This window comes from Streptomyces sp. NPDC086989, from assembly GCF_044745505.1.
Lineage (GTDB): Bacteria > Actinomycetota > Actinomycetes > Streptomycetales > Streptomycetaceae > Streptomyces.
Map to the genome: position 1 here is coordinate 221,597 of NZ_JBIVAL010000001.1, position 13,395 is coordinate 234,991.

Annotated in this window: 14 protein-coding genes; 7 read left to right on the plus strand and 7 right to left on the minus strand. The window is 73.4% G+C overall.

From position 1 onward, the window contains the following. Positions 1-28: 28 nt before the first annotated feature. Positions 29-559 carry a hypothetical protein gene (locus ACIPK4_RS01095; RefSeq protein WP_402308236.1) on the plus strand — a complete coding sequence of 177 codons (531 nt, stop codon included), beginning with the start codon at positions 29-31 and terminating at the stop codon, positions 557-559. Between the two features lie 128 nt (positions 560-687). On the opposite strand, the gene ACIPK4_RS01100 is transcribed toward ACIPK4_RS01095, so the two are convergent. After that, on the minus strand, positions 688-1,881 hold the full coding sequence (locus ACIPK4_RS01100; protein ID WP_402308238.1) for a thiolase C-terminal domain-containing protein: 1,194 nt from the start codon (positions 1,879-1,881) through the stop codon (positions 688-690). A 169-nt stretch (positions 1,882-2,050) separates the two neighbouring features. Between ACIPK4_RS01100 and ACIPK4_RS01105 the strand changes: the two genes are divergently transcribed. Together ACIPK4_RS01105 and ACIPK4_RS01110 are read left to right on the plus strand one after the other, a co-directional pair. Further along, on the plus strand, positions 2,051-3,283 hold the full coding sequence (locus ACIPK4_RS01105) for an acyl-CoA dehydrogenase family protein (protein ID WP_402308240.1): 1,233 nt from the start codon (positions 2,051-2,053) through the stop codon (positions 3,281-3,283). After that, entirely contained in the window at positions 3,283-3,756 is a 474-nt protein-coding gene (locus ACIPK4_RS01110; protein ID WP_402308243.1) for a nitroreductase family deazaflavin-dependent oxidoreductase, read from the plus strand. Before ACIPK4_RS01105 ends, ACIPK4_RS01110 begins: the two co-directional genes overlap by 1 nt. Positions 3,757-3,819: 63 nt before the next feature. On the opposite strand, the gene ACIPK4_RS01115 is transcribed toward ACIPK4_RS01110, so the two are convergent. Continuing rightward, entirely contained in the window at positions 3,820-4,467 is a 648-nt protein-coding gene (locus ACIPK4_RS01115; protein ID WP_030873289.1) for a TetR family transcriptional regulator, read from the minus strand. A gap of 351 nt (positions 4,468-4,818) precedes the next feature. Between ACIPK4_RS01115 and ACIPK4_RS01120 the strand changes: the two genes are divergently transcribed. From ACIPK4_RS01120 to ACIPK4_RS01130, 3 genes are all read left to right on the plus strand, one after another. Next, positions 4,819-5,619, plus strand: a complete 801-nt coding sequence (locus ACIPK4_RS01120; protein WP_376196569.1) for a VOC family protein — start codon at positions 4,819-4,821, stop codon at positions 5,617-5,619. Between the two features lie 209 nt (positions 5,620-5,828). Beyond that, positions 5,829-8,234, plus strand: coding sequence for a PQQ-binding-like beta-propeller repeat protein (locus ACIPK4_RS01125; protein ID WP_402308247.1), 2,406 nt, complete (start codon positions 5,829-5,831; stop codon positions 8,232-8,234). Between the two features lie 56 nt (positions 8,235-8,290). Continuing rightward, on the plus strand, positions 8,291-8,785 hold the full coding sequence (locus tag ACIPK4_RS01130) for a peptidylprolyl isomerase (protein WP_054222446.1): 495 nt from the start codon (positions 8,291-8,293) through the stop codon (positions 8,783-8,785). Between the two features lie 124 nt (positions 8,786-8,909). Here ACIPK4_RS01130 and ACIPK4_RS01135 read toward each other — a convergent pair whose 3' ends face one another. Genes ACIPK4_RS01135 through ACIPK4_RS01145 form a run of 3 tightly spaced genes read right to left on the minus strand, consistent with a single transcriptional unit; the run spans position 8,910 to position 11,280 of the window. Next, positions 8,910-9,395 (minus strand): hypothetical protein, encoded by a 486-nt coding sequence (locus ACIPK4_RS01135; RefSeq protein WP_402308250.1) that lies wholly within the window; start codon positions 9,393-9,395, stop codon positions 8,910-8,912. Positions 9,396-9,421: 26 nt separating this feature from the next. Continuing rightward, positions 9,422-9,922, minus strand: coding sequence for a hypothetical protein (locus ACIPK4_RS01140; protein WP_402308253.1), 501 nt, complete (start codon positions 9,920-9,922; stop codon positions 9,422-9,424). 38 nt (positions 9,923-9,960) lie between these two features. After that, positions 9,961-11,280, minus strand: a complete 1,320-nt coding sequence (locus ACIPK4_RS01145) for a hypothetical protein (RefSeq protein WP_402308256.1) — start codon at positions 11,278-11,280, stop codon at positions 9,961-9,963. A gap of 248 nt (positions 11,281-11,528) precedes the next feature. Here ACIPK4_RS01145 and ACIPK4_RS01150 point away from each other — a divergent pair, with 248 nt between their 5' ends. Continuing rightward, positions 11,529-12,017 (plus strand): hypothetical protein, encoded by a 489-nt coding sequence (locus tag ACIPK4_RS01150; RefSeq protein ID WP_402308259.1) that lies wholly within the window; start codon positions 11,529-11,531, stop codon positions 12,015-12,017. Between the two features lie 77 nt (positions 12,018-12,094). Here the strand turns inward: ACIPK4_RS01150 and ACIPK4_RS01155 are convergent, their stop codons facing one another. Further along, positions 12,095-12,874 (minus strand): enoyl-CoA hydratase/isomerase family protein, encoded by a 780-nt coding sequence (locus tag ACIPK4_RS01155; RefSeq protein ID WP_402308262.1) that lies wholly within the window; start codon positions 12,872-12,874, stop codon positions 12,095-12,097. Continuing rightward, positions 12,871-13,296 (minus strand): Zn-ribbon domain-containing OB-fold protein, encoded by a 426-nt coding sequence (locus ACIPK4_RS01160; protein WP_402309051.1) that lies wholly within the window; start codon positions 13,294-13,296, stop codon positions 12,871-12,873. The genes ACIPK4_RS01155 and ACIPK4_RS01160 overlap by 4 nt, the downstream gene beginning before the upstream one ends. Positions 13,297-13,395: the final 99 nt, after the last annotated feature.

Consider the following 13,395-nt stretch of genomic DNA (forward strand, 5'->3'; position numbering starts at 1 on the left):
CTTCAACGACTTGAGGTGGGGGCCCATCATGCGCAACGGCGGCAGCAGAACGAACCTGATACGCGGCGGGGCGCTCCGGCGCGCGGCGGTGGCCTTCCTGGTCGCCTGCGCGGCGGTGGCCTGCGGCCCCGCGGAGGGCGGCGGCCCGGCCGTGTCGCCGCCGCCGAGCCTGTCGGCGTCCGCGGCCCCGACGGCCACGCCGACCCCGGCCCCGACCCCGACGGACACGCCCGCACCGGCGCCCACGCCGTCCGCCGTCCCCACGGCCACCCCGACGCCCGCGGCCGCGCCCGCCCCGCCGGTCGTGCGGACGCCCGACGCGAAGCCCGCTCCCACCGGCGGGAGCGGCGGTGCGCCGCGCCCGGCCGCCACCGAGGCGCCGACGAAGGCACCGGCCGAGCCCGCGAGCGGCGGCTGCGAGATCGTCTCCAACGCCGGGAACTGCTACAAGGCGGGACAGTTCTGCCGCAAGGCCGACCTGGGAAGCACCACCCATGCCGAGAACGGCCGCCTGATCCACTGCCGCCTGGACGGCGCCCAGCCACGCTGGACCTACTGACCGCCAACCGGTCCGCGGGGGCAGTGATCCCACGCGCCGGGCGACGGCGGCGTGGCGGGTGACGGCGGCGTGGCGGGAGACGGCGTGCCGGGAGGGGCAGGCGGGAGGGACGGGCGGGCGCGCCCCTCTCAGCCCCGGCCCAGGATCACCGTGCCGGACGAGCAGAACCAGCCTCCCGTGCCCGAGGCCAGGGCGACCTCCGGGCGGCGGCCGCCCCGCTTCGTGACCTGCCGGTCCGGGCCCGCCTCGCCGCGGAGCTGGCGGACCGCCTCGACCAGCAGGAACAGGCCGCGCATGCCCGGGTGGCAGGCCGAGAGGCCACCGCCGTCGGTGTTGACCGGGAGCTCCCCGTCCCGCAGCAGACGGCCCTTCTCCACGAAGGCCCCGCCCTCGCCCTTCGCGCAGAAGCCCAGGTCCTCCAGGGTCACCAGGGTCATGTACGTGAAGGCGTCGTAGATCTGGGCGAGGTCCACGTCCGCCGGGGTGAGTCCGGCCCGCTCGAACGCCGTGCGGCCCGAGACCGCGGCCGGGGAGACCGTGAAGTCCTCCCACTCCGACATCGTCGTGTGGGAGACCGACGTGCCCGCGCCCAGGATCCAGACCGGCTCCTTCGCCGTGTCCGGTACGTAGTCCTCCGCCGCCAGCAGCACCGCGCAGCCGCCGTCCGAGCGGATGCAGCAGTGCAGCTTCGTGAAGGGGTCCGCGATCGTCTCGCCGGACAGCACGTCCTCCACCGTGATCGGATCGCGGAACATCGCGTCCGGGTTGGTCGCCGCGTTCGCCCGGGCCTGGACCGCCACCGAGGCGAGCTGCTCCAGCGTCGTCCCGTACTCGTGCATGTGGCGGCGCGCGGCCATCGCGTACTTCGAGACCAGCGTGTGCCCGTACGGGACCTCGAACTGCAGCGGTCCCCGCGCCCCGAACGAGAGGTTCGACGTGCGCCGCCGCGCCTTGATGTCCGCGCGGGCGGTGGAGCCGTAGACGAGCAGGACGGCGTTCGCGTGCCCGGCGGCGATCGCGTCCGCCGCGTGCGCCGCCATGACCTCCCAGGTGGAGCCGCCCACCGAGGTGGAATCGACCCAGGTGGGCCGCAGTCCCAGGTACTCGGCCACCTCGGCCGGCGCGAGGATGCCGAGGCCGGCCGAGGCGAAGCCGTCGATGACGGAACGGTCCAGGCCGGAGTCGGCCAGGGCGCGCCGGGCGGCCTGCGCGTGCAGGGCGTACGGGGTGGGGCCGTCCACCCGGCCGCAGTCCGAGAGGGCGACGCCGACGACGGCGACCCTGCGGCGTCCGTCACGGGGTGCAGGTGTGGGTCCAGGCATGGGGAGACGGTACATCTGACGCTCTGTCAGTTTCTAGTCCGCGTCCGGGGATCCCCTCCGCTCCCGGAGGTCCCCGACCCCTGTGCATCTGCCGTCCCCCCGCCTAACATGACGGCCCGTCAGATACCCCCGGCCACCGCCGGGAGGTGCCCCCGGGAGGAGCCAGACGATGGACGCCGCCTTCACCGCGGAGCAGGACGAGATGCGCCGCACCCTGCGCGAGATCCTGGGCAAACGCTGTGGTCCGGACGAGGTCAAGGCCGCCGTCCGCACCGCCGCCGGACACGACCGCGAGCTGTGGCGGCAGCTCGCGCAGCAGCTCGGCCTGCCCGGCATCGCCGTCGCCGAGGAGTACGGGGGCGTCGGCTGCACCCCCGCCGACCTTGTTCTGGCGTGCGAGGAGACCGGGCGGGTGCTGCTGCCCTCGCCGCTGCTGGCCACCGCCGCGCTCGCCGTACCGCTGATCACCGCCCTCGGCACGGACGCCCAGCGCTCCGCCCTGCTGCCGCCGCTCGCGGCCGGCGGGCTCACCGCGGCCCTCGCCGTCCCCGGCCCGGCGCTGTCCACGGCCCTCGCCCTGACCGGCGACAACGCCCCCGGCGACTGGGCCGGCGGGGGCCGGGCCGGCGGTGTGCAGGCCCGCGCGGGCGCGGACGGCGACGGCGGCTGGCGGCTGTACGGGGAGGTCGCCCAGGTGCTCGACGGGCACAGCGCCCCGCTCCTGCTGGTCGCCGCGCACACCGGCGGGTTCGCCCGCAGCCGGACCCTGCTGTTCCTCGTACGGGAGGACGCCCCGGGGCTGGTCCGGTCGCGGCAGACCACCCTGGACGAGACCCGCCCCCAGGCGCGCATCCAACTCCGCGACACCCCTGCCGAGTTGCTGGGCGCCGACGCCGGTGCCGACACCGGAGCCGACGCCCCCGGAGCCGACGCCGGCGCGGGCGTCCTCGCCGCCCTGGCCGCCACCGGTCGCACCGCCGCCGCGGTCCTCGCCGCCGAGGCGGCCGGCGCGGCCGGGCAGGCACTGGCCCGCACGGTGGAGTACGTACGCGGGCGCGAGCAGTTCGGCCGGCCCGTCGGCTCGTTCCAGGCGGTCAAGCACCGGCTCGCCGACCTCTACGTACAGGTGCAGGCGGCCCGCTCGGCGGCCTACTACGCCGCCTGGGACCCCCGGCAGGGCGGCCTCGCCCTCGCCCAGGCCCTGGAGGCCCTGCGGATCACGGCGGGCGAGGCGATCCAGCTGCACGGCGGCATCGGCTTCACCTGGGAGCACGACGCACACCTGTACTTCAAGCGGGCGGCGGCCGACGAGCTGCTGTTCGGCCCCGTCCACCGGCTCCGGGCGCACGCCGCCCACCACGCGGGCCTGTTCACCCCACCCCAGGAGAAGGCGGTCGTCTGATGGCTCCCGGCGTCAAGCTGATGCAGAAGGTCTCCTCGACCATGCTGTTCGCCAAGATCGCACCACACTTCATCCCCGCCATGGACAAGGCGGTGCACAAGCTGACCCGCGGCAAGGTCATGCTCAGCGCCCGGATGCTCCCCGGGGTGATCCTGACCGCCAAGGGCGCCAGGACGGGCGAACCGCGCACCACGCCGCTCGCCTGCATGCCGGAGGAGGGAGGCGCCAGCTGGATCCTGATCGGCTCCAACTTCGGCCGCCCGGGGCACCCGGCATGGACCGGGAACCTGCTCAAGCACCCTGATGCGGAGGTGAGTTGGGAGGGCCGGGACATCGCCGTACGGGCCCGGCTGCTGGAGGGCGAGGAACGCGCGGCGGTGTGGCGGGCCGTGCTGGGGTTCTGGCCGCCGTACGCGACGTACCAGGCACGCATCGAGCGGGAGATCCGGCTGTTCCGCCTGGAGCGTCGCTGATCGCGGCGGACGGCCGAGGGGCCGGCGACGGGGGAGGGCGGCGGACCCGGGGAGGGTCCGCCGTTACTTGGTCGGCTTCTTGCCGGTAACGCCCAGGTGGACGAGCAGCGCCAGGTTCGGCTTGAGCTCGGCCTGCTTGACGCCCCAGGTCTGGAAGCCCTTCTGGTGCGAGGCGACCGCGGCCAGCATCGCCACCAGCGACCCCGCCATCGCCGCCGGGCTGAGGTCCTTGTCGACCTTGCCCTTGGCCTGGAGCTCCTTCATCGACTCCGTGAGGGAGTTGGTGACGGAGTTCAGGATCTTCATGCGGATCTTGTAGAAGCGTTTGTCGCCCTCGGCCGCGCCGAGGTCGACGACCCGCAGGATCGCGTCGTTGCGCCGCCAGAAGTCCAGGAAGCCCTCGACGAGTTCCTCGGCGGCCTGCCAGCCGGCCTTGCCGACCCAGTTGCGGCCCTCGACGAGCGCGGTCAACTGCGCGCCCTCGGTGGCCATTTGCTCGGCGATCTCCAGGACGGCGCCCTCGACGTCCGGGAAGTACTGGTAGAAGGTCGCGGGGGAGGTGCCGGCCTTGCGGGCGACGTCGATCACCTTGACGTCGCGGTACGGCGAGGAGCTGAGCATCTCGCTGAGGCAGTCGAGCAGCTTCTGCCGCGTCGCCTGACCGCGCCGGCCGGCCACGCGGCCGTCGACGGTGCGTACTTGTCCTGTCATGCCGTCAGCTTACCGAGGGGTGATCCGCGCGCGATTCGGCCGCCTGCAAATGGGGTTACCCGACACCTGGCCTGGGCGAAGACCGCGCGCCGCACCGCCGCGGGCGGCCGGTTCCGGACAGCTCCCGTGCGGCCGGAGCGACTGGGAGCCGCCATGGAGGTGCCGATTCCGGGTACGCGCCGGGCGGGACCCGGGCGGATCGCGGGCGGATCCTGTGCGAAATCCAGCGGCCGCCGGCCCCGGCCGCCCCGCCCGCTTCCTCTCGAAATCCCCCGATTAGTCTTGTCAACAGGCTGTGGACAAGTTTTCGGGCAGATCATGGCCGAGGGGCACAACGGAAGGAAACGGGCCATGGCCGCATTCGCGGAGGGCACACCCTGCTGGGTGGACGCCTCGCTTCCGGACGTCGAGGCGGGCAAGCGCTTCTACGGTGAGCTCTTCGGGTGGACCTTCGGCGCCGGCGCCGGACCCGAGTACGGCGGCTACACCCAGGCCTACAGCCGCGGCCGCAACGTCGCCGCCCTCGCGCCCAAACCCGACGGCCGTATGCCCACCGTCTGGGGGATCTACCTCTACACCTCCGACGCCTACGCGTGCGCCGCCCGCATCCGCGCCTCCGGCGGCCAGATGGTCATGGACCCCCAGCCGGTGGGCCCGTACGGCGGCGCCGCGCTGGCAGCCGACCCCGGCGGCGCCGTCTTCGGCCTGTGGCAGCCGGGCACCCACCACGGCTTCGAGGCCCAGCAGGAGCCGTACACGTACTGCTGGAGCGAGCTCTACACACGGGCCCGCGACGCCGTCGACGTCTTCTACGCCAACGTCTTCGGCTACGTCCCCGAGGACCAGGACGACGCGGGATCGGGCGTCGAATACCGGCTGTGGTCCCCGCCCGGCAGCAGGCCGGGGGCGGAGACCGCCGTCCTGGGGCGCAGCCTGATCACCGACGCGTTCCCCGAGATCATGCCGGCGCACTTCCTCGTGTACTTCGCCGTCCCGGACTGCGACGAGTCCGTCGCGACGGTGAAGCGGCTCGGCGGCCGCGTCACCGCCGACCCCTTCGACACGCCGTACGGGCGCATTGCGGTCGTCGCCGACAACCAGGGCGCGGTGTTCGCACTGCTCTCCGAGGCGCGTACGGGGCCGACGCCGTAGGCGCCGCCGGGCCGCCCCGGCGGGTCCGCCCGTCCGGCCCCAGCGGACTGTGGCGACACGGCCCCGGCGCGGGCCTGACAGAATCGGGGTTGCGCGACCCCGGGCGGCGCCCGGGGTGAGACGCTGCACGGGGCCGACCGCCGTGCAGCGGCGCGTGCAGGTGGAACGGGCCAGGCAAGGGCCCGTACGGGGAGGTGTGGAGGCGAGTGGTGGAGCAGCTGACGCAGCACGACCCGAGACGGATCGGCCCCTTCGAGGTGCTGGGACGGCTCGGCGCCGGCGGCATGGGGCTGGTCTATCTCGCACGGTCGGCATCGGGACGCCGGGTGGCGATCAAGACGGTGCGCACCGAGCTCGCCGAGGACCAGCTGTTCCGGGTGCGCTTCACCCGTGAGGTGGAGGCGGCGCGCGCCGTCTCCGGGTTCTACACCGCGGCCGTGGTCGACGCCGACCCGCGGGCCGCCGTGCCGTGGCTGGCGACCGCGTACGTCCCGGCGCCCTCCCTGGAGGAGATCGTCAACGAGTGCGGGCCGATGCCCGCCCAGGCCGTACGGTGGCTCGCCGCCGGCATCGCCGAGGCCCTCCAGTCCATCCACGGCGCCGGCCTGGTCCACCGCGACCTGAAGCCGTCCAACGTGCTCGTCGTCGAGGACGGCCCGCGCGTGATCGACTTCGGCATCGCGAGCGGCGTCTCCAACACGCGCCTGACCATGACGAACGTCGCCGTCGGCACGCCCGCGTACATGTCACCCGAGCAGGCGAAGGACTCGCGCAGCGTCAAGGGCGCCAGCGACGTCTTCTCCCTCGGCTCGACGCTGGTCTTCGCCGCGACCGGGCATCCGCCGTACCACGGGGCCAACCCGGTGGAGACGGTGTTCATGCTGCTGCGCGACGAGCCCAACCTGGAGGGGCTCCCGGACGAGCTGCGGCCCCTGATCGACTCCTGCATGCAGATGGACGCCACCCAGCGCCCGACCCCCGCCGACCTCCAGGCGCAGCTCGCCCCGCACCTCTTCGACGGTGGCGACGACAGCGGCACCGCCTCGGCGTGGCTGCCGGGCCGGGCCGTCGCGATGATCGAGGCCCGGCGGGCGGGCCAGCGCACGCCCGCCGCACCGGTCCCCGCCCCCGGCCGTTCCGCGGGGCGCGGCGCCGAGGCCGCCACGCACCGCCGGGAGCCGCGCGGCGGCGCCGACCCCTGGGTCGACCCGCGGACCGGCCAGGCCCTGCCCCAGCGCCCGCAGCACCCGCCGCGGCCGGCGTCCCCGGCGCCGTCCGGGGAGCCCGTGCTGATCGGCGGCTCCCCCGTGCCGATCGGGCCCGGGCCGCGCGCGGGCGCCGCCTCCCCGCCCGCCGCGCACGCCTCCGCCGCGGACTCGGCGACGGGCTGGGTCCGCCCGCCCGGCGGCGGCGCGGTGGCCGGTCCGGCGTCCTCCCCGGCCTCCTCCGCCGTGGTGCCGAGCCCCGGCCCGGCCCCGGACAGCGGCCGCTGGCGGCCCTGGCGCTTCCGCATGTCGAACGAGGTCTGGGGCACCCCGACCGTCGCCGGAGACCTGCTGTACGTGACCTCCTTCGAGGTGCACGCCCTGGACGTGGCCAGCGGCCGCCGCCAGTTCAAGACCCGCGACGTCGCCTGGTCCATGGCCGTCGCGGACGGCCGCATCCACGCCTCCGACGGCCCGTCCCTCTACGCCCTCGACGCCGGCGACGGCTCCGAGCGGTGGCGGCTGAACACCGACGCCTGGGTGTACGCGCTGCGCGCCGAGCGGGGCACCGTCATCACCGCCACGCGCGGCGGCGGCGTCCAGGGCTGGGAGGCCTCGAACGGGCAGAAGCTGTGGGAGCTGACCGGCGCCCAGAGCGATTTCGAGACCCCGGAGGCGGCCCCCGTCCTGCACGACGGAACGGTCTACGTGTGGCAGGACGCGCGGCTGCGCGCACTGGACGCCCGCAGCGGCCTCGAGGCCTGGTCGTACCCGGTCGGCGACGCGGCCTCCTGCGGCAACGTCCCCGTACGGGTCAACCCGGCCCCCGACGGCAACGTCTACATCGCCGCCGGCACCCGCGTGCTGTCGGTGGACCGGGCCTCGGGCCGGGTCCGCTGGCACTTCGAGGCCCCGGCGGTGTTCCTGGCCGCCCCGGCGTTCGCGCCCGGCGCGGCGGTCACCGGCGGCGGGGTCTACCTCGCGGACTACCTGGGCACCGTGTACGCCCTGGACGCGGTCACCGGCACGGACCGCTGGCGCATCGCCACCGAGCCGCGGACCTCCTCGGACCCGGTGCTGGTCGCGAACGGCAACGTCCACCTGGGCGCGGGCAGCGCCCTGTACACGCTCGACGCGGTCACCGGCACCCCGAAGTGGCGGTTCGCCGCGGGCGGCGAGATCACCGGCCCGCCGGTGGTCGCGGACGGCCGGGTGCACTTCGGCTCCGCCGACCACTGCCTGTACACCCTGGACGCGGCGGGCGGCCAGCTGCGCTGGAAGCTGGCCACGGGCGGCGAGATCACCGGGGCCCCGGTAGCCGAGGCGGGCGTGGTCTACGCGTGCAGCAAGGACCGCTGCGTGTACGCCCTGGACGCGGCCAAGGGCACGGGGACGCGTACGGCCGGGTGAGGGGTTTCGGGCCCCTCCGGGTCGCGCGCAGCACCTGGAGTGACAGGATGGACCCCATGAGCAACGTTTACTTCGACATCAACATCGACGGCCAGCCCGCCGGCCGCATCGTCTTCAACCTCTTCGACGAGGTCGTCCCGAAGACGGCGCGCAACTTCCGCGAGCTGGCCACCGGCCAGAACGGCTTCGGCTACGCCGGTTCCGGTTTCCACCGCGTCATCCCCCAGTTCATGCTCCAGGGCGGTGACTTCACCAACCACAACGGCACCGGTGGCAAGAGCATCTACGGCGAGAAGTTCGAGGACGAGAACTTCACGCTGAAGCACGACCGCAAGTACCTGCTGTCGATGGCGAACGCCGGCCGCAACACCAACGGCTCGCAGTTCTTCATCACCACCGTCGTCACCCCGTGGCTGGACGGCAAGCACGTCGTCTTCGGCGAGGTCGTCGAGGGCTCGGAGATCGTGGACCAGATCGAGAAGCTCGGCACCCCCTCGGGCGCCACCCGCGCCAAGATCGAGATCGCGGCCTCGGGCGTCGTCGAGGCCTGATCCCCGCCTGCACGGGCCCGGCGGCCCCGCCCCCTCACCGGGGGTCGGGGCCGCCGCCGCGTGGTCACAGCTTGAGGAGCACCCCGCGCCAGGGCCGGCCTGCGGCGCTTCGGCGCCGCCTGCGTCAGAGCTTGAGGGCCCCGCGCCAGGTCCATCCGGCCCCGACGACCGTCTTGCGCAGCGGGTCCTTCAAGTCCCGGGTGTCCATGCGGAACGACTCGACCTTCCGCGTTCGCCCGTCGGCTCCGCGTTCGAGGGTCCACTGCACCTGCCGGTGGCGGATCGGCCCGCGGCCGCGTTCGCGCCGCACGGTGCGTCCGGGCGCGGCCCCGGCCCGGGTCACCGCCCAGTGCTCGTCCATGGCCCGTACCTCGCGCTCCTGCGGGAGCAGGCGCATCCAGATCTTGAAAGTCCGCTCCACCTGTTGGCGGTTCAGACCCCTCCCGGTGGCGGGTTCCAAGACCTTCCACTCCGCCACCAGGTCGGCGCTGCCGCCGCCTGCCTCACGGACGGTGAACACCACGTCCGTGTCGTTCAGCGCGAGCAGTGCGGCCCGCAGCTCCGTGGTGGGGATCGCGTCGGCGCCGGCGTCGGCGCGCCATGTGCCCATGAACCTGTCCCAGAGCCGTCCCATCGCTACGCCTCTGCCCCGGTGTCGAGGCTGACGGTGCGCAGGAACGCCTGGAAGTCGCCCAGGACGTCTTCCTCCTGCGCCGCGGTAGAGGTCAGGATCAGCCGGATCACCGCACGCCGGTGCGGGTCCTTCTCGTCGAGTACGGCGAGGTAGACCTGGGACTGGACGAGGTCGCGGCGCACACCGGCCCCGACGGCGGACAGGGTCAGCCGCTGGGCGAGGCCCGGGGAGGCCTCGGAGCCGAGATCGCGGCGGCTGGTCACCACCACCGACTCGGCGCCGGCCTCGCGCAGCCGGTCCAAGGACTCGTCGCCCATGTCGGCGAGCGTCGCCCCGTCCGGGCGGAAGTCGCCGTCGGCAGTGATGTTGGCGGTGAAGCCGTCGTCCGGATGTTCGTGCAGAGCGATGAACGCCACACCGGGTGCGCCCACCTCGTCCGGAGGGGCGGACCGCCAGCCTTCGGGCAGGCTGAACTCGATCGGCACGGGTAGGGTCGTGGGCATTTCTAGCCTTCCTTCCAAGAGGGGAGTACATCAGTCGATCAGTCGAACCAGCCGGTGACCTCGTCCTTGACGGAGCCGGCCGTGTCGCCCACCCAGTCGGCCGCGTCAACCGCCGCGTCCTTGACCTTGCCCGGATCGACCGTGAACTCGCCACCGACGGCGCCGCCGATACCGAGGGCGAGGCCCCCCTTGCCGCCGAAGTGGTATTTGCCGTCCTCCCCCTTGCCGAAGTCCCATTTGAATTCCGCGCCCACACCGGCCCAGCCCTCGGCCGTGGCACCGGCGCCGAGCCCGGCGACCTCCCCGCCCGTGGCGACGCTCCCCTTCTCACCGGCGAACGCCGCGAACTTGCCGTTGAAGCCGTCCTTGCCCAGTGTGGCTCCGGCGGAGGCTTCGCCGCCCGCGAACCCCTCGGCGCGTGCGTAGCCGCCCACGTACCCGTAGTTGGCGTGGCCCTCCAGCATCGCCCGGATGCCCACGGACGTCTCGGCCTTGGCGACGAGGCCCTTGTTGGTGAAGCCCCAGTTCGCGCTGGCCCTGGCTCCGAGGTACATGTCGTCGACGCCAGCGAGGGTCAGCGAGCCGTTGGTGTACTCGCCCTTGTAGGTCATGTGGGCCAGATCGGCGTAGAGCTTGAACGACCCCTCCTTGCCGTACTTGGTGCCGGTGAGCTTCATCCCGGCATCGGGCCCGGTGAACGTGAAGCCGTCGTCTTCCTTCGGCTTCTCCTCGGCTTCGGCGGCCTTCGCCGCCTTGGCGTCCTTCACGGCCTTGTCCAGGCTGCCCTCGGCGCCGGCGTTGAAGCCGTCGAGCGTCTCGTCGGCGCCCTTGCCGAGGGCGTCCTTGTTGCTGTCGACGACCTCGGCGCTCAGCGCGAGCTTCACGTTCTGGTCGAGTTCGTCGACCGCCTTCACGCGGTCGTCGATGTGCTTCTGCCACTTGCTGACGGCTTCGCTGATGGTCTTCTGGCCGTCGGGGTCGTGGTGGTACGCGCTGCGCTCGGCGGGAGTGAGCTTGCCCCAGTCGAAGGCGACGTTGCCCCCCTCGGAGACCGTCATGCCGGCGGCTATCGCGTCGTCGCGGGCGCTCTCCAGCTTCTTCTTCAGGTCGGCGAACTGCGTGTGAGCGTCCCGCAGAAGGCTCGCGATCGCCTTCGCCTGGGTCTGCGCGGCCGCGTACTCGTACCGGGTCGCCTGGAAGCGCGTGTGGGCGGCCCCGGCACTGACGCCGGACCAGGAGTCGCCCATGGTGATCTTCTGGACGGTCTCGCCGTAGCGGGTCTCGACCTTCTTGATCTCACCGGCCATCGACTCCCACTTGCCGGCGGCCGTCGTCAGCAGGCTCAGGTCCGTGGTCATGACTTCCGAGTAGGTCAGCACCGCATCCCCCTGTTACAGCATGATCAGCTTCTACTGCGCCACAAGGAACCGGACACGACACGCCTCCCCCGTTGGCCAGGTTTGATCATATGCATGGCAACTGTGCACGGGCCAAGCCCCGGGTGAGCCCTCACGTTTCCTGCACGAGGCGGGCCGCCGAGCCCCGTCCCCGGGCGCGCGAGCGGTGGTAGCGTGGCCCGCCGTTGTCCAGGGGAGGGAATCGGGCCATGGTGGCTGGACGTCGGATCAGGTTCACCGCGGTGCTGGTGGCCGTCGTCTTCGCGCTCACCGGATTCTCGTCACACGGGCACGGGAGCAAGAGCAGTGGCAGCGGCGGAGGCGGATGCTCCAGCTCCAAGAAGCGGAGCAGCTACGACAGCAACAACAGCAGCAGCAGCGGGAGCAACGGCAACGGCAACGGCAGCGGCAACTCGACGCCGTCGCCCAGCAAGAGCGCCGGCCCGCCCGCCCACGCCCAGGTCGTCACCTGCGCCGGCCCCGGCAGCCCGAAGGCCGTCCTCAAGGTGACCTCGGACGCGGACACCGCACGCCTCATCGACGTCCCCGTCGTCTTCCAGGGCGCGTCCGGCGTCGTCGAGCGGACCTCCGTCCGGGTCTCGCTGAAGGCGCGCGAAACCCGGACCGTCACCGCCGCGATGGTCCAGGAGGGCAAGGCGGCCGAGGTCACCGGCTGCGTCCTCGGCACGATCAACTAGGGCCTGACGTCAGACTGCCGTCTGCCCCGCCGGGCGATGCCGGGAGTGCCACGACAGGCGCTGGCGCACCCGCGGCCTCAGCGGATCCGCGGCTCGGGCGCCGCCGCCCGGCGGCCCGTGAACAGGTCCGCCTGCCGCTCCGGCGGCAGATTGCCCAGCGAGATCAGCGCCGGGGCCTGCGCCAGCGCCTGCGCCAGCGCGGCCTGCTTCGCCGACCACAGGGCCCGTACGGTGCCCTGCACGGCCTCCGTCGGATACCCGGCCAGCGTCCGCGCCGCCCGCACCGCCGTCGGCAGCAGCTCCTCCGGCGCCGACAGCTCCGACACCAGTCCGATCTCGTACGCCCGCTGCGCGGAGAGCCGTTCCGCCGTCCCCATCAGGGCCATCCGGGCGGCCTCCCCGAACGGCATCCGCTGCGCCATGTACACAGCCTCGTACGCGCTGACCATCCCGTACGTCGTGTGCGGGTCGAAGTACGTGGCGGTGCGCGAGGAGACGATGAACTCCGACTCGCCGAGCAGGTAGAAGGCGCCGCCGCACGCCATGCCGTTGACGGCGGCGACCACCGGCTTCCACAGGTCGTTCGCCTTCGGCCCGACGGACAGCAGCGGGTCGTCGACCGAGTACGGGGAGGCGGGCTGCGGGACGCGGACGCCCCGGTCGATGCCCGTACAGAAGGCGGCCGGGCCGGCCCCCGTCAGCACCACCGCGCGGACGTCCTCCGCATGGCGGAACCCCCGCCACGTGTCCGCCAGTTCGGCGGCGGTCGCCAGGTCGATCGCATTGTGCTTGCGCTCCCGGTCCAGGGTGACGACCGCGACCCCGCTCTCCTCGTCCCGCTCCACCCGCAGCGTCACGACTTCTCCAGCACCCAGCGCGGCACGGTGATCCCGCCGGTCCGCGTGAACACCACCTGGACCCGGGCGCCGATGCGCAGCCGGGCCGGGTCCACCGAGTTCAGCGGGGCGTCGGGAGAGGTGACCAGGTTCCCGGCGAGGCGGATGTGCGGGGCCTCGGCGAGCTCCACGAGGATCACGTTGTACGGGGCCTGCTCGGCGTACGCGGGGAGCAGCGGCGGGTGCGGCCGTACGTACGACCAGATGCGGCCGCGGCCGGACACGGGCCGCCACTCGGAGTCGAAGGACTGGCAGTGCGGGCAGCACGGTCTGGGCGGGAAGCGGAGCCGGCCGCACGCGGTGCAGGCCTGGACGCGGAGCTCGCCCCGGGCGGCGTACTCCCAGAACGGTGCGCCGTCCTCGTCGGGGACGGGCAGGAGCAGCCCCTCGGCGCGGGCCGCGTCGCCCACGGCGCCCACGGCGCCAGCGGTGTCGGCGGCGCCGACGGCGGCGGTGTCGGTGGTGTCGGCGGTCATCTTCGG